General features: G+C 38.0%; 18 protein-coding genes. 12 read left to right on the forward strand and 6 right to left on the reverse strand.

The genetic code is table 11. The features are described from left to right. Window positions 1-87: 87 nt before the first annotated feature. On the reverse strand, window positions 88-1,032 hold the full coding sequence (locus tag B1F84_RS16575; protein WP_131692124.1) for a hypothetical protein: 945 nt from the start codon (window positions 1,030-1,032) through the stop codon (window positions 88-90). After that, window positions 1,032-1,901, reverse strand: coding sequence for a hypothetical protein (locus B1F84_RS16580; RefSeq protein ID WP_131692316.1), 870 nt, complete (start codon window positions 1,899-1,901; stop codon window positions 1,032-1,034). The genes B1F84_RS16575 and B1F84_RS16580 overlap by 1 nt, the downstream gene beginning before the upstream one ends. Window positions 1,902-2,137: 236 nt before the next feature. Here B1F84_RS16580 and B1F84_RS16585 point away from each other — a divergent pair, with 236 nt between their 5' ends. Both B1F84_RS16585 and B1F84_RS16590 read left to right on the forward strand, forming a co-directional pair. After that, window positions 2,138-3,004, forward strand: coding sequence for a S1/P1 nuclease (locus B1F84_RS16585; protein WP_131692125.1), 867 nt, complete (start codon window positions 2,138-2,140; stop codon window positions 3,002-3,004). A gap of 254 nt (window positions 3,005-3,258) precedes the next feature. Then, complete coding sequence (locus B1F84_RS16590; protein WP_131692126.1) at window positions 3,259-6,423, forward strand: TonB-dependent receptor; 3,165 nt, start codon at window positions 3,259-3,261, stop codon at window positions 6,421-6,423. 48 nt (window positions 6,424-6,471) lie between these two features. On the opposite strand, the gene B1F84_RS16595 is transcribed toward B1F84_RS16590, so the two are convergent. Then, window positions 6,472-6,903 carry a MarR family transcriptional regulator gene (locus B1F84_RS16595; protein WP_131692127.1) on the reverse strand — a complete coding sequence of 144 codons (432 nt, stop codon included), beginning with the start codon at window positions 6,901-6,903 and terminating at the stop codon, window positions 6,472-6,474. A gap of 152 nt (window positions 6,904-7,055) precedes the next feature. Between B1F84_RS16595 and hmgA the strand changes: the two genes are divergently transcribed. Next, entirely contained in the window at window positions 7,056-8,357 is a 1,302-nt protein-coding gene (hmgA, locus tag B1F84_RS16600) for a homogentisate 1,2-dioxygenase (RefSeq protein ID WP_076919692.1), read from the forward strand. A 7-nt stretch (window positions 8,358-8,364) separates the two neighbouring features. Beyond that, window positions 8,365-8,994, forward strand: coding sequence for a maleylacetoacetate isomerase (gene maiA / locus B1F84_RS16605; protein ID WP_076919691.1), 630 nt, complete (start codon window positions 8,365-8,367; stop codon window positions 8,992-8,994). On the opposite strand, the gene B1F84_RS16610 is transcribed toward maiA, so the two are convergent. Beyond that, window positions 8,991-9,224, reverse strand: a complete 234-nt coding sequence (locus B1F84_RS16610; protein ID WP_008464346.1) for a TIGR02647 family protein — start codon at window positions 9,222-9,224, stop codon at window positions 8,991-8,993. The two genes, maiA and B1F84_RS16610, sit on opposite strands and share 4 nt — an antisense overlap. Before the next feature lie 104 nt (window positions 9,225-9,328). On the opposite strand from B1F84_RS16610, the gene B1F84_RS16615 reads away from it, so the two are divergent. Both B1F84_RS16615 and B1F84_RS16620 read left to right on the forward strand, forming a co-directional pair. Continuing rightward, on the forward strand, window positions 9,329-9,631 hold the full coding sequence (locus B1F84_RS16615) for a DUF1496 domain-containing protein (RefSeq protein WP_076919690.1): 303 nt from the start codon (window positions 9,329-9,331) through the stop codon (window positions 9,629-9,631). Between the two features lie 97 nt (window positions 9,632-9,728). Then, window positions 9,729-10,037 carry a VF530 family protein gene (locus B1F84_RS16620; RefSeq protein WP_076919689.1) on the forward strand — a complete coding sequence of 103 codons (309 nt, stop codon included), beginning with the start codon at window positions 9,729-9,731 and terminating at the stop codon, window positions 10,035-10,037. 42 nt (window positions 10,038-10,079) lie between these two features. On the opposite strand, the gene B1F84_RS16625 is transcribed toward B1F84_RS16620, so the two are convergent. Then, window positions 10,080-11,708 (reverse strand): diacylglycerol kinase family protein, encoded by a 1,629-nt coding sequence (locus B1F84_RS16625; RefSeq protein ID WP_076919688.1) that lies wholly within the window; start codon window positions 11,706-11,708, stop codon window positions 10,080-10,082. 323 nt (window positions 11,709-12,031) lie between these two features. On the opposite strand from B1F84_RS16625, the gene B1F84_RS16630 reads away from it, so the two are divergent. From B1F84_RS16630 to B1F84_RS16655, 6 genes are all read left to right on the forward strand, one after another. Then, window positions 12,032-12,556, forward strand: coding sequence for a sigma-70 family RNA polymerase sigma factor (locus B1F84_RS16630; protein WP_076919687.1), 525 nt, complete (start codon window positions 12,032-12,034; stop codon window positions 12,554-12,556). Continuing rightward, window positions 12,553-13,236 carry an anti-sigma factor gene (locus tag B1F84_RS16635; protein WP_076919686.1) on the forward strand — a complete coding sequence of 228 codons (684 nt, stop codon included), beginning with the start codon at window positions 12,553-12,555 and terminating at the stop codon, window positions 13,234-13,236. Before B1F84_RS16630 ends, B1F84_RS16635 begins: the two co-directional genes overlap by 4 nt. 143 nt (window positions 13,237-13,379) lie before the next feature. Beyond that, window positions 13,380-14,972: a DUF4331 domain-containing protein gene (locus B1F84_RS16640; RefSeq protein WP_076919685.1), complete on the forward strand. Its 1,593-nt coding sequence runs from the start codon at window positions 13,380-13,382 to the stop codon at window positions 14,970-14,972. A gap of 11 nt (window positions 14,973-14,983) precedes the next feature. Next, window positions 14,984-15,493 (forward strand): Ig-like domain-containing protein, encoded by a 510-nt coding sequence (locus tag B1F84_RS16645; RefSeq protein WP_076919684.1) that lies wholly within the window; start codon window positions 14,984-14,986, stop codon window positions 15,491-15,493. Between the two features lie 46 nt (window positions 15,494-15,539). Next, entirely contained in the window at window positions 15,540-16,565 is a 1,026-nt protein-coding gene (locus tag B1F84_RS16650; RefSeq protein WP_076919683.1) for a tetratricopeptide repeat protein, read from the forward strand. After that, window positions 16,562-17,662: a HupE/UreJ family protein gene (locus B1F84_RS16655; RefSeq protein WP_131692128.1), complete on the forward strand. Its 1,101-nt coding sequence runs from the start codon at window positions 16,562-16,564 to the stop codon at window positions 17,660-17,662. The genes B1F84_RS16650 and B1F84_RS16655 overlap by 4 nt, the downstream gene beginning before the upstream one ends. Window positions 17,663-17,724: 62 nt before the next feature. On the opposite strand, the gene B1F84_RS16660 is transcribed toward B1F84_RS16655, so the two are convergent. Continuing rightward, on the reverse strand, window positions 17,725-18,348 hold the full coding sequence (locus B1F84_RS16660; protein WP_131692129.1) for a TetR/AcrR family transcriptional regulator: 624 nt from the start codon (window positions 18,346-18,348) through the stop codon (window positions 17,725-17,727). Window positions 18,349-18,381: the final 33 nt, after the last annotated feature.

An 18,381-nucleotide genomic window follows, 5' to 3' on the forward strand; every position in this document is an offset into this window, starting at 1 on the left:
TGCTAATGGCACTCTTCATTAAGGTTTATGTGGTAGCTAAGCTAGTTTAAGCTCACTTAAATCATTACCCTAGGCAGTAATTCGAAATTACTTTCCTATTATTTCAATATTACCTTGGCTTACATTGATTAACCCATAGCTATGCATCCGTGAACGAGACCCCTCTCCAAATGCCTTTGGCGGATAATACAACTCCTTCTGCTCAGGGCAATCATTTAATACATCATCCAGTGCAGCACGTATTTCGCTTAAGGTTTTTTCCAAACTGTTATTAAAGTTTGGCCGTTTTCTAACGGTATGCCCGAGCTCAACCAAACGATAAAAGTACTTATTTGCAAATTCTAGCAGCTCCTCGGGTACATTTTTATTCTGGTTAAGTTTTATCTCTGGATTATTAGTGCAAAACTCAACAAGTGCTAAATAAAAGCACAAAGGCTTATTTGCCAAAGCTACATGTTGATCGGGATAATAGCTACTGGACAACGTTTTACTTTTTAAATTAATCACGAGTATTAATGGCTTTGATTCTAGCGTGTTTAGCTCTTGACCAGTAACGAGCTTTTTATCTCCTTGATAAATAGCTGCCTGTTTTATCATGTATATAAGTAATGCGCTAATCACAAAAAGCAGTATATAAATAGCCATTACATCATTCGTAAAATAAGGTTGCTTTAAAGATAAAACTATAAACACCACATTGTTATTACTATTTAATTTTCGAATAAACTCATGGGTTTTTAAAGATAAGTTAAACTCATGCTTTGGTTCTATGGCAACCACCTGTATACCCGTACCTTGAATCTGAGCATTAACTGTTTGAATATAATGCTGTAACGCAGCTTTATTACCCGAATGTTTCAGTAGCTCATTTGATAAATCAAGTAAAGGTAAGTCTAAAGCGATTTGTTTTTCTATTTGGGCTATTTGTAACTGGTTTATCTGTTGCTGCTTCTGCGTTGTTGAAACATAAAAAACCAGTGAAAAGACAATGAATAGTACAAAAAAACATACTGGCAGTATTACTCTATTCATTATGACTCCCCTTTGAAGGTAACAGGGTAGCTATTGCAATGCCAATATGGCTCAACATCTTGATAGTATTGAAATGATTGTTCTTTAGACATGCTCAATAGGTGAGATTGAACAGCGCAGAGTAAATCGGTATTGTTATGCTGCATTTTTAAGTACCAACGGGTACCTGCAATATTACTGCTGATAGGCGTAATATAATTTTCTGAGAAGCGCTTACTATCACTTTCTCTCCAAAAAGAGGCAATAAGGTCAACTTCTCCGTTTGCCAGTAGTTCCCGCAATTCATTATGTGAGCTGGCATAGGTTATTTTTAGCTGAGCAACATTAAGCCCTAATTGCTTAAATGTTTGTTTTGGCAAAATATGTCCAGAGCGGCTGGTAGGGTAATCCAGTAAGCCTATTTTTTTATCTAAAAAGTATTGTTTCGTGATCAGTGGTTTTTCTTTTGAAGATATAAAGAACGCAGTGTAATCTGAAAAGCCCACCACTGGCTGATAATTGTAAGTCGTCTCAGCTCTAAACGCTTCCATAATATTATTCTTAGCTAAAATTAAATCCGCAATACCTTTGCCTACAAACTCTAAGCTATCCACCGTTCTGTAACCCCAATAACCAATAACAGAGCCATATTGTTTAGCCACAACCTTATCCTCACATAGGTTTTGAGTGAGTAATTGAGCAACATACTTTGAGGGTGTAAATACTATAAGCTGATTTTGATTAGCCGTTGCTGTTGTTTGGCATGTCGTTGATGTTTCTATCATCACTGGGAAGGCTATTTCTTTTTCATCCACAACTATTTGACCAGCAAACCAACTAAACAGCAGCGCTATAAACATAAATGTAACAATTGCTGTTTTATGCAACATTAACTTTTTAATATTCAAAAAACACCGATTTAAAATAGAGTAATAACTCATTTGAACAATTTTAATTACTTATTACAATAGGTAATTTTACCCATCAAAGTTAAAGTGTTGATTTTAATTAACTTTAAATAAGAAAGTATGAATTTTATTGAGTCCTTTCTATCAATGCAAAAAATGAGGACAATTGACCTTATAAGCTTTTACAAATTAGATATCACACTTACTAGGATGCCTCGATGCAGATAAATGTAAAATATTCGCTTTCATTAACACTTTTAATTAGTGCAATATTTGCAAGCACAGACTGTAATGCGTGGGGGCAAAACGGCCACCGCGTTGTTGGAAAAATTGCAGAGTCGCACATAAGCGAAACCACCAAAGCTGCACTTATTCCTTATCTTAACGGTGAATCTTTAGCACAGGTTTCCACATGGCCAGATGAAATGCGCTCTGCACCAGGTGATTTTTGGCAAAAAAAGTCATCACGCTGGCACTATATTAACGCAGATGACGATGCAAAATTTAGCTTTAACCACGACCACACTAAACACAAAGAATCAGTAACAAACATATTAGAAGGGATTCACTATTCAATTCAAGTATTGAAAGATGATAAAGCAAGCCTTGCAGCAAAGCAGTTTAGTTTACGTTTTTTAGTGCACCTAGTCGGCGACAGCCATCAACCATTTCATGCAGGCAGAGCTGAAGATAGGGGCGGTAATCGCATTAAGGTTTCTTTCTTCAACCAACAAACCAATCTTCATAGCTTGTGGGATACTAAGCTAGTAGAAAATGAAAATTTATCTTTTACTGAATATGCTCAATTTATAAATACCAACAACAGCGAACTAATTAGCGAGTATTTACATAGTACGCCAACAAGCTGGCTTGAAGAGTCACATAACCTTGCTTTACAAATATACAAATCAACAGATGAGAATATTAGCTACGACTATATTTTCACTAACACCCCTATTGTGAAAACCCGCTTGCAACAAGCTGGAATTCGCTTAGCTGGATTGTTAAATACATTATTTGATCCTACTACAAAAAAACTTTTCGATGTCGAAAACAATAAAAAGAATTCTTTACGAACTAATTAGTTATAAGTTGATGCCTTATATTTAATTTAATGAATATGTAATAAATTATGCTTAGTATACTCATCTTACTTTTGAAGACTAATCTAGTTGGTTTAAATATTGTAAGTTAGTACCTATTAATTAGCTTTTATATTTCATTTGAGATAGAAAAGTTAGTATAATGTTAAGTGCTTAAGTCATAACCTCGTTGAGGCGCTGACAATAACGACAAAATATATAAAAAGTTTAATTATTTAACTACACGGGAAAATTAAATGAAAATTCAAGTTCGCAAAACGGCTTTATCACTTGCGATAGCTGCATGCATAAGTGCTAGTGGCGCTGCATTCGCAAGTGATACGACTTCATCAGTTAAAGGTCAGATTTTTGGCCCGAGCGGAAGCCCTGCTGCAAATACAAAACTAATACTTGTCCATGAACCTACAGGTACTCGCAGAGTAGTAACAACAAATGAGTCAGGTACATATAACGCAACCGGTTTGCGTGTAGGTGGCCCTTATAAAATTGTTATCGACTCTGAAGTATTTAGAGATGTTCAAATAGAGGATGTTTACCTTTCTCTTGGTGAAGTTAGACAGATAGATCAGCAATTATCTAGTACAGATATGGAATCTATTGTCGTTACAGGAACTCCTGTTTTTTTTAACTCTTCTGCAAATGACTCTTACTTTGGAGAAGATGCTATTCAATCTGTACCTAGCATTGGTCGTGATATTAAGGATATAGTTAGAAATAATCCTCTAGTCGTTGTTCAGCCTGGTAACGAGAGCTCCATGACTATCGCTGGTTCAAATCCAAGAACTAACTCGATAACAGTCGATGGCATTCCTTTAAACGATGATTTTGGTCTTAACAACAACGGCTATCCTACCCAACGTAACCCTTTTCCACTAGACGCTTTAGATCAAGTTTCTGTATCTGTTGCTCCTGTTAACGCTAAGTCAAGCGGCTTTACAGGTGGAAACGTTGACGCCGTATTCAAAACAGGTACTAATGAGCTGCATGGTAAAGTTTTTTACGAAAAACTGAGTAGTGATTGGGCTGGTACACCAAAAAATAGTGATGGGGAAAAGCTTGAACTTGATTTTGAAGAGAAAAACTATGGGTTTTCATTCGGTGCCCCAATATTAGAAGATAAGTTATTCTTTTTTGGTGCTTATGAAAAGTTTGAGTCACCACAACAGCTTGAATATGGAATTGCGGGTAGCAGTGTAGGAACAAATAAAACAACTGTAACCAGTTCCGATTTAGAAGCAGTTAGAAAAATCGCAAACGATGTGTATGGTATTAATGATATTGGCAGTACAGATACTCAACCTGAGCTTGAAGATGAAAAGTATATAGCTAAGATTGACTGGAACATTAGTGACTATCATCGTGCAAACTTAGTCTACATGCATAATGAAGGTAACAATACTAGAAATATGACTAGTAGTAACCGAGAACTAAAACTAGATACACACTGGTATAATAAGTTTGAAAAACTTAACAACTTCAGTTCTACACTTTACTCTGATTGGACTGATGAATTTTCTTCACAAATAAGTGTTACGAAAAAGTCTGTAGAAACTGGGCAAGTTTCGTTAAACAGTGGTTTAGGCCTTGGCGACATTACGATTAATAATCTTGATGTAGATAATGATGGGGAAGAAGGTGCTATTGCTTTCGGATCTGATGAATCTCGCCATTCAAACTCGCTAGAAAATGATCTCTTCACTATTAAACTTGATGGTACCTACTTACTTGACGAGCATACTCTAGAGTTTGGTATTAAGTACGATGTGTTAGATATTGAAAACCAATATTTGCCTGGCTCTAAGGGTGTAATTAGCTTTGATAGCCTGGAGGATTTTGAAAATAGAATTGCATCTCGATACAGCTATGAAAATGGCGTAGGTAATGATCCTTTAGCAGTTGCCGCGAGTTTTACTCGTAAAGATATTGCTTTGTATGTTAATGATACATGGGATTATAGTGATGATCTGACTCTAACGGCAGGTCTACGTTATGAGCGATTAGGTTCAGATGATAAGCCTACATTTAATCAAGATGTATTAGATAGAACTGGTTACGATAATACTTTTAACCTTGATGGTGTTGATATTTTCTTACCACGTTTAGGCTTTACCTATAGAGCAACTGATGATGTGGTTGTTAGAGGTAGCGCTGGTCGCTACGCAGGTGGTAATCCTAATGTTTGGATTTCAAACTCGTATTCTAACGATGGAACAAGTAAGCAAACTTTTTCTGATAGAGATGTTTTCTTGCCTGAAAATGCGCTTAATAACCCTACCCCTGATGCTATTGCAGCTATAAACAGTGGTACTAGTGGTTCACCATCAAACTTTATTGATCCAACTTTTGATATTCCATCTCAATGGACATATATGCTTAACACTGACGTTACGCTTGATATCCCTGTGATTGGAGATAATGTCGCTTGGACCTCTACTGCTATATATACTAAGAAAGAGAATACGGCTGAGTGGGTTAATGCTGCTTTATTACAAGAGGGTGATGTAGTCGGTTCAACGATTGATGGAGCGTTACCATTTTATGACACGCGTGAGCTAGAAATAATGCTTACTAATGCTGAAAAAGACGGGCGATCTATTATTCTAAGTACTGGAATATCAAAGTCATACTTAAATGGCTTTAAATTTGATGCTTCATATACTTATCAAGATGTAACTGAGGGTAACCCAGGTGGCTCTTCGACGGCCAGAAGTAATTACCGTTATGGACACTTTGGTGATCACCAACAAACTCAAATAGGAACATCAAGTTACGAGACTGAACACAGATTCGTATTGAACTTAGGTTATTCTGCGGAACTTATTGAGAACTACAAAACTAACTTTAACTTATTTATTGAGCGTCGCTCAGGGGCAGCTTATAGTCATCTAGCAAACCTTAGGAATTTAACTGGAGGTAGATTCTTTGACCAAGATTTAATTCAACCTTCAGGTGGTAATACTTATGGTGGTAACTATTTAGCTTATGTTCCAACTAAAAACGATCCAAATGTTCGTTATGAAGATGGAGCAACAGAAGCTGAAGTGCTTGCTCACTTCGAGAAGTTAGGCCTTTCTGGTTATGCTGGCGGCTTTGTTGATAGAAGTGCTAGCAACGCTCCATGGGTCACGACAATGGACTTATATGTTTCTCAAGAGATCCCTGGATTCTCTAAAGATCATCGCGGCGAGTTTTACTTCGTTGTAGACAATCTACTAAACCTTATTGATTCATCAAAAGGTAAAGTATATCGTCAAGACTTCGGCACTCGTAATGTAATAGCGATGGATATAGACCCAAACACTGGTCAATATTTGATAGGTAACCCAATAGATGATGACTTCACTTTTGAAGCTGAAGATTCAACATATAAAATTAAGTTAGGTGTTCGTTACACGTTCTAATTTGATTAATTAAATTAGTGTATTTAAAAGCCCACTTTGTGGGCTTTTTTATGCCTGTAATTTATTTTTTAATTTATCAAAAATAGCGATTAACTGGCGTTGTTCATCATCTGACAGGCAGCTTAATAATGCTTGCTCCCATTGCAATGCTTGTGGTGTTATTTTTTTATATAAAGCCATGCCCTTATCACTTAACATCAAAAATGCAGCACGCTTATCATGCTTATTTAACTCGCTATAAATAAGCCCTTCATCTATCAGCGCTTTTACCGCTCTTGATACCGTTGATTTATCCATATCTGCTTGAGTACATAACTGCTTTGATGTGCTTTGGCCTAATTGCGCTAAATTAGCCATTATTCGCCACTGCGGAATTGTTAAATCAAACTCTTTTTTATAAATGCTCGAAAAATCGTTACTTACCTGTGTTGCTAAGTGCGTTAATTGATAGGGCAAAAATGTCGTTAAATCTATTTTCATGTTGAATCACTTATTTATTTACACACGACTTTTATCTGTTCACTTTTATTTACAACGGTCGTAATCAGTGCATTTGATATTAGTCTCACTTGAGAGTATCTTAGCGTAAATAACAAAAATATAACACTCCCCCATTTTTACAGGAGTCAGTAATGGCGACACAATTAAACTACATGACCGGATTTGGCAATGAATTTGAAACCGAAGCGCTGCCTGGTGCATTACCGATTGGTCAATTTAGTCCGCAAAAAGTAAAATATGATTTATACGCAGAGCAATTCAGTACCACTGCATTTACCGCTCCTCGCGCCGATAACCGCCGCACTTGGATGTATCGTATTCGCCCATCTGTTGTGCAAGGCGATTATACAGCCATAGACAATGGCTTAATTAGAACCGCTCCCATTACCGAAGTACCGACACCACCAACCATGCTGCGCTGGGATCCAATTGATGTACCAACAAAACCTACAGATTTTGTAGACGGGCTTATCACCATGGCCGCTAATGGTAACGCTAATGGTCAAGCGGGTATCGGTATTCATGTTTATGTTGCCAATAAATCAATGGACAATCGCTATTTTTATAATGCCGATGGCGAAATGTTATTTGTACCGCAACAAGGTGAACTACTACTTAAAACAGAGCTTGGGCATTTAACTATTAAAGCAGGTGAAATTGCCGTTATTCCGCGTGGTATTAAATTTCAAGTAATGTTACTAACCGACACTGCGCGTGGCTATATTTGTGAAAACTACGGCCATGCCTATGTCCTTGCTGAGCGCGGCCCTGTGGGTGCCAACGGTTATGCGAATGATCGTGACTTTCACTATCCAGTAGCGGCTTTTGAAGATATTGAAGGTGATTTCGAACTTATTGCTAAATTTAATGGCAATATGTTCCGTTGTGATATTGGTCATTCACCTCTGGATGTTGTTGCTTGGACAGGCAATAGTGCGCCTTACAAATACGATTTGGCTCGCTTTAATGTCATGAATACCGTTAGCTTTGATCACCCCGACCCTTCAATCTTTACCGTGCTAACTTCACCATCGGGTACTGAAGGCGTTGCGAATATCGATTTTGCTATTTTCCCACCGCGTTGGATGGTGGCTGAAAACACCTTCCGCCCGCCTTACTATCACCGTAATATTATGAGTGAGTTTATGGGTTTAATTGAGGGAGTTTATGATGCAAAAGAGCATGGTTTTGTCCCTGGAGGGATGAGCCTACATAATTGTATGTCGCCACATGGTCCTGAAGCTGACGTATTTGAAAAAGCGTCAAACGCCGATTTAGAACCACAACGCTACGATAATACGCTGGCGTTTATGTTTGAGTCACGTTATGTAATATCGCCAACTAAATACGCATTAGAAGGTAAAGAGCGCCAAGCTAATTACACTGACTGCTGGCGCACAATCAAAAAACACTTTAATGGCAATCAAGGATAATCAGATTATGAAGCTTTATACTTATTTTCGCTCATCTGCAGCGTATCGCGTGCGCATCGCATTAAATCTAAAAAATATTGATCATCAATTGGTACCTGTTAACTTATTAAAATCAGAACAACAAAGCACAGATTACTTACAGAAAAACCCTCAAGGGCTGTTACCGGCTTTAGAAACAGAAGACGGCGTATTAGGTCAATCTTTAGCAATTTTAGAGTACCTTGAAGAGCAATATCCTGAGACACCATTATTGCAAGGTAATGCATGGCAAAAAGCACACATTCGCAATTTAAGTTACGCGATTGCCTGCGATATCCATCCTATTGATAATTTGCGAGTGCTTAAATATTTGAGTAGTGAACTCAATGTTGATGATGAAGCAAAAAATAAGTGGTACCGACACTGGGTTGAAGTTGGTTTTGAAAAAATAGAACGCATGCTCGATAGCAAAAATATATTTTGCGCAGGCGACTCGCCAAGCTTAGCTGATGTATGTTTAGTGCCACAGGTATTTAATGCCATTCGCTTTAAAGTAGATATGGCTGCCTACCCTAAAATAGCAGCCGTTTATCAGCGTTGTAATGAATTGGCCGCCTTTATTGATGCAGCCCCAGAAAATCAACCCGACGCAAACTAACTTTTTAACGCACTGTGTATTACAGTGACATGCTCAATTAAATCTAAGCCCAGATCAGTTAAATAACCGCCATCTGGGCTATCTATAACCCCTTTATCGAATAAACGTTGTGCTGCGCTTAGTAAGGCGGGTTCAGCGTCTGAATGAAGTTTAATTCCCTGCATTTTGCTCTCGCGTGGAAATTTTGCTAGTAGTGTAAATTCATCAATCATCGTTTGATTAAATAGCATATGTGTTCACCTTTTTATTGTTCTGTGTTTTACTGAAGTTGTCTTACTTACCCTAGCATGTTTTTTTGCTAAGTGTAGTTATTTTAAACACCTTGAGGTTATTCATGCGTTATTATTTTACTTTTATAATTACTGTTTTATGCTTGTGTTTTTCAGCTTTAAGCTACGCTAACACAATAAAAACGCTTCCTGTTGTTGATGCTACCCAGCTTATAAACACAAACACTGAGTGCTGGTATGATAATAAACGCTACAGCGAAGGTGCCATAGTGCAGGTTCATTCTGTTACGCTTATTTGTGCTGCAAAATACACCCAACATAACAACAGTCAGTTGATGTGGCTAAAGCTTGATAAGCAAGGTAACCTTATTTATCCCAAGAAGCCCTCAACCATTACCGTAAATTAATCAAGATTAACAATCTGGAATCTGCCAGCCATCTCCAAACTATTAAGATGCAGTGGGATACGTTACAATACATGCAGTTTAAAAAAGCAGTGTGACTATGAATAATCAACCAAAAAACCCGCTTCATGGGGTAACTTTAGAGCAAATCCTTGTTGAACTAGAACAACGTTTAGGCTTTAAAGCAATGGGCGAGCAAGTAAATATCAAATGTTTTACCGATTCGCCAAGTATAAAATCAAGCTTAAAATTTTTACGTAAAACGCCTTGGGCAAGGGATAAAGTAGAAGCGCTTTATATTCATACCATTAATAACAAGCCGTTACGTAAACCTAGAAATAAACCGAAGCCATCTGAATCTTCACAACCTGATACATCGGGTTTTGTATGGCCTTCTATTAAAAAATAAAAGGCTCAAAAAAATAGCAATGGCGTAACAACTTACGCCTTTTTAATCAGTTATTTGCTCTTGGCATATTACATTTAACGATGCTGGGTGGATACTTACCACTACTTTATCTGCAGATTTAACCTCGCCATCAATCACGTAATTTAGCGTTTCATCTGCGCTTATTTCTACACGTTTTGCATTGGTATAATGCGAGTTAATAGCAAAATGCGTTTGCGTAATACTACTAAACATCAGCTCAGCAATACTTAATACCGTGGTTTCATCATCTTTATTCGGCGTTAACCAGTTTACATCCAATAAACCATCGCGATGGTCGGGTTGCCCGCCCCCTTGCGCTAATAACGTAGTGAACGGCGCGGCATTTGCCACTATAAAACTATTTGTATTAATAGTCTCAGGCTCATTATCATCGAGTTTGACTATAAGCTGTTGCGCTTTATTTTCGCCAAATGAATGTAAAAAACCGTTTAAATAAGCAAGTTGACCTGACTTATTTTTAGACTCTCGATCTGCTTTTTCAATCATTGCATGCTCAAAGCCAATACCTATTAACAGTAACATCAAATCGTTATTACAATACGCGGTATCTATCAAGTTTGTTTGACCATCAATAATTAAATCACAGGCTTGCTCAACAGGAATGAATTTAGATTTTATTCCCATCAATACATGAGCAAGCGCATTCGCTGTTCCAAGCGGTATTATTCCTAATCGACACGATGTACCCACCAACACACTGGCAACCTCAGTCACGGTTCCGTCTCCACCACAGGCAATAATAATATCGGGGTTGTGCTCTATGGCTTGTTTAGCCAACGTAATACCGTTTTGTTCTGGCGTAGTTTTTAAAATAGTTAAATCGTAATACGCAGATAAACGCGCAACAATTAAATGCTCTTTTTCAGACCACAACTTAGTGCCTGACACCGGATTAGCAATTAAGTACGCTTTATTTTTTATTAGTAACTCCCCCCTACGATGGCGCTTAACTAAATGGCGTAATTGGCGTTTATTAAGGTTTGCAGTTTCACGTGTTTCTTTAATTTGTGCCAGAATATCATGTACATCCGCATCTTTATTTTGACTCAATAAATACGCTGCCATAACAAACACCGAACGCCCACGCCCTAATGCACAATGCACCACAACACGACGGTCTCCCTTAATATGATGATGGATCCAATTAATGGCTTGGTTTAACTGTGAATGTGTAGGCACACTGTGATCAAGAACAGGAATATTTAAGTAATCAATATTTTCTTGGGTAGATGTCCATTCAAGCCCATCAAATTCACAGGTAACGTCCAAAATAGCAGTAATACCATTTTCTTTTAATGTGTCTATATCTGAGGGGAACAAACGACATGCTAAAAATAGGTTATCGTTTATTTGTTGAATAGGCGGTACTTTGTCGCGCTTGCGTGACCATGCATTATAAATTTGTGCACCTAATAAAAAAGGTACAAAAGCCCAGCGAATGTAAAAAGGAATAACGCCATTTTCGCGTTTTCTAAATACTTTCCCTGCGTTAAAAAAATAAGCACCGCTAACTAATAGTAGCGAAAGTGCGGTCCAAAAAAATGCAACTGCAAAATAAATGGAGTTAACCGTTAACCCCAATACTATAAATACCAATGCTGTTACAAGATAACTTACTGCAGCCCACATAATTTTTCCTTTTTATAGGTATTACACTTTTGAATAATCATATACTACAGCAATCATTATGCCATAAGGCAAACTTAAGGTATTAAGTTAGCTAGTCGTTTGCTCTGGCTAGGTCGTTCTTAATTAAATCAATCCAAAAGAGGTTAACATTGCATGCAGTTTTTACACCTTAATGAATAAATTCTTCACAGTCTAATAAAAGCAGACTATGCTCTATAGCACTTATTGATCTGAAAAGTGTTCACCCAGCTTAATTTTCAACCTTCTGCATCTAAAAATCACACTAACTCGTTTTAATACTAATAACAAAAAATAGGATCACTATGGAAAATAACGAATTACTTTCTTTGTTGTATGAAACAGCACAAGGAGACAAGCAAGCTTTCTCATGTTTATATCAAAAAACAAGCGGTAAGCTCTTTGCAATTAGTTTGAATATGCTGTCTAACAGAGCTTATGCCGAAGAGGCATTACAAGATGCCTTTATTAAAGTTTGGCATAATGCGTCTGAGTATAATGCCTCCAAAGGGACTGTAATAAGCTGGATGATTAGTATTGTTCGCTACAGAAGCCTTGATCTACTTAGATATCATAAAGTCCGCAAGGAAGAACCCTTAGCAGAAGAGCAGCAAGATATTCACACAATTGATGTTAATTACGATGAAAATACTAAATTAGTTAACTGCATCGAGCAATTAGAACCGCAGCAAAAACATGCTATTCATCTCGCCTATTACAAAGGATTAAGTCACAGGGAGCTGGTGAATCATATCGATACACCATTAGGGACAGTTAAGAGTTGGATTCGCAGAGGGTTAATACAGCTACAAAGGTGTTTAACAATATGAACTATAACAAACCGGAACTACTCGATTCACTCGCCGCGGAGTATGTGCTTGGTACATTGACAGGCTTAGCACGTAAACGATTTCAGCGACTAATGTTAGTTTCAAATAAAGCGAGAGAAGCCACCAATATGTGGGAGCAAAATCTTAATAATCTAGCGAGTGCAATTAGCCCGCAGGCACCGTCAGATGCAACATGGCATGAGATAATGCGGCGTATCGAAAATAATCCACAGCGAGAAAAACCATCGCCAATAACATCCCCCTCTCTTTGGCGTACATGGTCATATATAGCGACCGCCGCATGTATTATTTTAACTGTTTTAGTTACTCAACCTACTACCAACAGTAAGCAGACACAACAAATAGCTTTAGTAAAAAATCAAACTGAGCAACCGTTGTGGTTTATAAATGTAAGTAACCATGAGCTCTCTATTAAAGCGAGTAACCAACTAATAGCACGAACAGATAGGGATTATGAACTGTGGATGATACTTAAAGGGCAAGATACCCCTGTCTCCCTTGGTTTATTACCCAAAAATGGCGATAAAACTATTCTCAAAAGTAAACTATTTAAAGCAACCGACATAACATTATTAGCGGTTAGTTTAGAACCCGTTGGCGGTTCACCGAATGGTTTACCTACTGAAGTACTATACACCACAGAATTAGTACTTTTATAAACTGATGCTGGTCGCTTTACTTCAAGCGATCAGCATCAGTTTATAAAAGTAACAAAAAATAAATACTTTTAACTTTTTTGCATCCACTTAACTATCCTGTCCGTTATTAGCTATGACTTCAAACAAAACTAAAGGACAAAGTCATGAAAGCTTTTACTCCATCAATACTTGCAGTAATGGTATGCAGTACATTTATAAGTGCACCAAGTGAAGCATCTAGCCATAGAGAAGCACCAAATATAAGCCGCTTCCCAACTTTAGACTCTACCGATTTTTATATATTTAATAGTTATGAGCAAGGCCGAGGCGATTACGTAACCCTCATCGCAAACTACATTCCTTTACAAGATGCTTATGGTGGCCCAAATTACTTTGCAATGGACCCTGATGCTACTTATAGCATCCACATTGACAATGATGGAGACGCTATAGAAGATATTACATTTGCGTTTAACTTTGAAAGTATGCTGCCAAATGATAATCAAGGGGTACAACTGACTGTAGGACCAGAGGGTAATCAGCGGACCGTTTCAGTACCACTTAAAAATGTTGGTGGTGTATCTGCAGGTAATGAAGCTGCTGTAAACTTTAGCGAGTCTTACAGTATGACCATGATCAGCGGACCACAGCGAACGGGTACTGCAACAGCCCTAAATAATACTACTACAAACTCTAGCGTGTTTTCTAAGCCACTTGATTATGTAGGCGATAAAACCTTTGGCTCGATGACAGAATATAAAGCTTATGCTGACCAGTTCGTCTATCAAGTAGCTATTCCCAACTGCGAAGGTATGGCAAGAGTTTTTGTCGGTCAACGTAAAGACCCATTTGTGGTTAACCTAGGTAAAACTTTTGATTTAGTTAATTATGTTCCTGTTGAAGGTGACAGCTCGCCAGGTGCAGGCGATGGTGAAGGTTTCCCTGGCGGTATTACACAATCAGCCGATAATGATGACCTTGCAGATAAAAATGTTACCTCTATTGCTGTTGAAGTGCCAAAAGCCTGTATTGTAGGCGACGGTAACCAAGTCATAGGTTCGTGGACAACAGCTAGCTTACCTCAAGCTCGCGTGCTTAATCCCAATGCTAAATTTGCAAACAATGCAGTAAATGGCGGCGCTTTAACACAAGTTTCTCGTTTAGGTAACCCGCTAGTTAATGAGTTGGTGATTGGCATTAAAGACAAAGATACATTTTCAACATCTCATCCTAAAAATGATGGTCAGTTTTTAGATTATGTATCTCACCCTTCACTCCCTGAGCTTTTAAACATCTTGTTTAAAGATGCGGTAAATACGACACTTGGCGCTAATCTAGAAACTCTCGCTCCAACTAACTTTCCGCGCACAGATTTAATTACTGCTTTTTTGACTGGCTTTGCAGGGGTTAACCAGCAAGCAACAGTAACACCTTCAGAGATGTTGCGTCTAAACACAGCTATTGCAGCGACTGCGCAATCGGAGCAATCAGCTTTTGGTGTTGCAGGTAACGATTTAGCTGGCTTTCCAAATGGTCGACGCCCGGGTGATGATGTTGTAGATATTGCGCTTCGAGTTGTAATGGGCCGATTATGTCACCCTATTCCCGTTGCAGGTACGGATACTGATTTAGAGCTGTGTTCACCAGAAGATGCAAACGTAGGTACTGTTCCATTTACCGATGGCGCACCAGTTAATGCATTAATGATGGATGCGACATTCCCTTACCTTGCAACACCGCTTGCAGGCTCTAAATAAGGAGTGACCTTATGCGTAATTTAAATTTCCGCCATCTTTGGATACTTTCTGCAAGCCTAATTATGGCTGCATGTGGCAACGATGATGACAAAAATCAACCACCCGTTATGACCAACTCTGCGCCTACAACGAGTGACGTAATACTCACCACTCAAACAGAGGTCAGTATCTCTGACAGGCTCAGAGCCACTGATACAGATGGCGATTTATTGAGCTACTCACTAACAAGTGAGCCAACGTTAGGTACTGTTGAAGTAAATAGCGATGGTAATTTTACTTACACCCCTAACAAAGAGACAACAGGTTCAGACAGCTTTATGTTTGATGTAAGCGATGGTGTTAACTCACCAGTAAACGCCACAGTGAGCATCACTATTGAAGCGTTGCAAGTTGAATTTTCAAAATTCGTCACTGATGCATTTAATCAAGAACCCACAGATGAGCCATTATCGGTAAATGGTAGGGTATTTAATAATACTGAAACTGATGTCGGTGATTTAATTCCCACAAACGGAAATTAATCAATCAACTGACTAGCCAAGGAAGGCTAACTTTTAGGAGAAAATAATGCACTTACCTTTATATTTGCCATTCACTTTTATCGCTGTCTTTTTAATGCCGCTCACTCTACAAGGCGCATCTTTTGTACCAAAGGATGATGCAGTTATTGCAACTAGTAACACTAAATTAAAAGCATCTCTTTCTGTTGAAGAGATAAAGAACTTACTCGACAACAGTCAATTCTCAGGCCAATCTGAGCGGTTACAAGGGGTCCTTAAAACACATTTGGTAAAGCTATATCAGCAAAACCCCACTTCAGAAGTAAGCTATCTGTATGCACGTATTTTACAAAAAGAACATTTATTCGAGCAAGCCATAAATATTGCAAAAGAGGCAATAGATGACGATCCTAACCATGTTAATAGCCATTTACTACTAGCAAATATTTTTATGACGCAAGGGCGTTTTGAAGCAGCAACAAAACACTGTATATCTTTAATTGGTTTAGTAAGTACCCTCACTGCAAGTACCTGTGTGCTTGATATACAAAGCCAACACAAAAATGTTCAACAAAGCTATCAATCGCTATTAAAAATAGTTGATAACAAAGAAACAAATCTATCAACCCAGCATGTGTTGAGTGAAATGAGTTACCGAATGGGTCACTATAAAAAAGCACTCTCTCATATTAATCATATAAAATTATCGAATATGCCTGTGAGCCTTGTTGTTTTATGGGCTGATATTCAGCTTAGACTTAATAACTCTGAGCATATTATTAACAGCCTAAGCACATTGGTTGACGATAATACTAATTTAGAGGATGCGCTGTTGCTTAGGCTAGCTATTGCAGAAAAAGATCTAAAAACACACGGGCAAAAATGGCAAAAAATGATGGCTGAAAGAGTCTCTTTACGCGAAATTCGCCAAGATACTTTCCACGCCAGTGATCTAGCTAAATATTACATTAATATTCAGCCAAACCCCGACAAAGCATTGTACTGGGCAAACATTAATTGGCAACAAGCAAAGATGAGTATGGATCAGCAGTTACTTAAAGATGCAAAAGCAATGCTACGAGGTAAGCTATGAGATCACCTTATCTATGTTTTTTCGCTTTATGTTTGTTCGCTTTTACAAACAATGGCTTTGCACACCAGTTAAGTACCAGTTATATCGTGTTAAATAACAATATAGATAAAACGCAATATATTGGTCACTGGCAAATCAGTATCGCTGACTTAGAACATGCAGTAGCACTTGATTTAAACAACGATGGGCAAATTACATGGGCCGAAATAAAAGCAAAACGTAGCTCACTTACTCAATTTGTTGAACAAAACATAAGTTTTACCCAAGACTTAAAAGCCTGCCTTTTAAATAATGAAGGCTCGTTTAAGCTCGATACTCACTTTAATCAACCTTATTTGCAAATTCCTATTCGCTTTTATTGCGATAATAACACTACAACCTTACTTACATACTCAGCTTTTTTTAACCGCGATGCTAGCCATAAATCTATCGTAAACATCAACGGTGTGTCGCGTATATTTGACTATCATAGCCAAAAACAAGCATTTAATTTTGAACAAACAAGCTATCTAAAAACCTTTAATCAATATGTTTACCAAGGCGTGTTGCACATTTGGATTGGCATAGACCATATTTTATTTTTAATCGCATTATTACTTACTTGCGTGCTGATCCGACGAGATAAGACATGGCAAGGAAGTACCTCTAAAATAAAAATCATTAAACACACCGCATGGATAATCACGGCGTTCACACTGGCACACTCTATTACGCTTACAGCTACCGCAATGAACCTTTTCTCCCCTAATAGTCGCTGGGTAGAATTAGGAATTGCAATGTCAGTATTGTTTGCAGCACTTAATAATGTTTGGCCCGTAGTAATACGTTTAGGCTGGCTTACTTTTGGTTTTGGGTTACTTCATGGGATGGGATTTGCAAGTGTCCTCGGTGAACTAGGTCTGTCAGAAGACTACCAGCTGCTAAGTATTATTGCTTTTAACCTTGGTGTTGAATTGGGTCAGTTGAGTATTTTGTGTGTTAGTTTACCCATACTCATTTACCTAAGAAACTATAATTGGTATCAAAAGTGGTTAATGCCTTCAGGTTCAATCTTGATTGCTCTAATCGCACTGCAATGGTCAATAGAGCGTTATTAACAAATAACAATTTAGGCTAACCCACAAAAGGTTAGCCTCATTTTTCTCTGCTCGTTCTTGTTCTAATTTTTATCAAACGGCATAAGTAATGTTTTCATCGCTGGACGAAGTGCAATAAGCACAGTTTCTTCTGTTAACTCAGGAAACAGCATTTTTCGTAATAACAATCCTGCCATCACTGAAAAAATCACATTAATCCGGCTCTCTAATTCTTGCTCTGAATGTGATTTTATTAAACTACTTTCACTCACTAATAAGTCACGCATTCTGTTACGTGCTTGCGTGTCAGCCTCGCGCAGTAGTAAAGCGACTTTTTTATTTCTACTGGCCTCTGCCATCATGTCTAAGTCAACAACGCAGGCGCCCGTGTCCATATGACGCTGTACGCCGTGATGTAAGCCGTCGAGTAACACCGTTAAAATATCACCAGGTTGATCTTCAAATTCTTGAAATATAGAAAACATTTCCTCCATATCTTTTTCAATAATACTTTCGATTATTGCTTCTTTGCTATCAAAATAGTTATAAATATGGCCTGCACTCATGCCTGCTGTTCTTGATATTTCAGCCATACCTGCACCATGGTAGCCTTTACGACGAAAACAATCAGCAGCAGCTGTTAATACCTGTTCACGACGCGCTTGTGCTTGCACCGGATCAAGGTGTTTTTTATTTTTAGAATTCATTCAAAACTCCATTATCGAGCCAATTAACTCGAA

The sequence above is a fragment of the Pseudoalteromonas sp. DL-6 genome (assembly GCF_004328665.1).
Taxonomy (GTDB): domain Bacteria; phylum Pseudomonadota; class Gammaproteobacteria; order Enterobacterales; family Alteromonadaceae; genus Pseudoalteromonas.

Excerpts from the sequence above, each read along its gene's own strand:
- B1F84_RS16575 (WP_131692124.1), bottom strand. The coding sequence starts at position 1,032 with ATGAATAGAGTAATACTGCCAGTATGTTTTTTTGTACTATTCATTGTC.
- B1F84_RS16580 (WP_131692316.1), bottom strand. The coding sequence starts at position 1,901 with ATGTTGCATAAAACAGCAATTGTTACATTTATGTTTATAGCGCTGCTG.
- B1F84_RS16585 (WP_131692125.1), top strand. The coding sequence starts at position 2,138 with ATGCAGATAAATGTAAAATATTCGCTTTCATTAACACTTTTAATTAGT.
- B1F84_RS16590 (WP_131692126.1), top strand. The coding sequence starts at position 3,259 with ATGAAAATTCAAGTTCGCAAAACGGCTTTATCACTTGCGATAGCTGCA.
- B1F84_RS16595 (WP_131692127.1), bottom strand. The coding sequence starts at position 6,903 with ATGAAAATAGATTTAACGACATTTTTGCCCTATCAATTAACGCACTTA.
- hmgA (WP_076919692.1), top strand. The coding sequence starts at position 7,056 with ATGGCGACACAATTAAACTACATGACCGGATTTGGCAATGAATTTGAA.
- maiA (WP_076919691.1), top strand. The coding sequence starts at position 8,365 with ATGAAGCTTTATACTTATTTTCGCTCATCTGCAGCGTATCGCGTGCGC.
- B1F84_RS16610 (WP_008464346.1), bottom strand. The coding sequence starts at position 9,224 with ATGCTATTTAATCAAACGATGATTGATGAATTTACACTACTAGCAAAA.
- B1F84_RS16615 (WP_076919690.1), top strand. The coding sequence starts at position 9,329 with ATGCGTTATTATTTTACTTTTATAATTACTGTTTTATGCTTGTGTTTT.
- B1F84_RS16620 (WP_076919689.1), top strand. The coding sequence starts at position 9,729 with ATGAATAATCAACCAAAAAACCCGCTTCATGGGGTAACTTTAGAGCAA.
- B1F84_RS16625 (WP_076919688.1), bottom strand. The coding sequence starts at position 11,708 with ATGTGGGCTGCAGTAAGTTATCTTGTAACAGCATTGGTATTTATAGTA.
- B1F84_RS16630 (WP_076919687.1), top strand. The coding sequence starts at position 12,032 with ATGGAAAATAACGAATTACTTTCTTTGTTGTATGAAACAGCACAAGGA.
- B1F84_RS16635 (WP_076919686.1), top strand. The coding sequence starts at position 12,553 with ATGAACTATAACAAACCGGAACTACTCGATTCACTCGCCGCGGAGTAT.
- B1F84_RS16640 (WP_076919685.1), top strand. The coding sequence starts at position 13,380 with ATGAAAGCTTTTACTCCATCAATACTTGCAGTAATGGTATGCAGTACA.
- B1F84_RS16645 (WP_076919684.1), top strand. The coding sequence starts at position 14,984 with ATGCGTAATTTAAATTTCCGCCATCTTTGGATACTTTCTGCAAGCCTA.
- B1F84_RS16650 (WP_076919683.1), top strand. The coding sequence starts at position 15,540 with ATGCACTTACCTTTATATTTGCCATTCACTTTTATCGCTGTCTTTTTA.
- B1F84_RS16655 (WP_131692128.1), top strand. The coding sequence starts at position 16,562 with ATGAGATCACCTTATCTATGTTTTTTCGCTTTATGTTTGTTCGCTTTT.
- B1F84_RS16660 (WP_131692129.1), bottom strand. The coding sequence starts at position 18,348 with ATGAATTCTAAAAATAAAAAACACCTTGATCCGGTGCAAGCACAAGCG.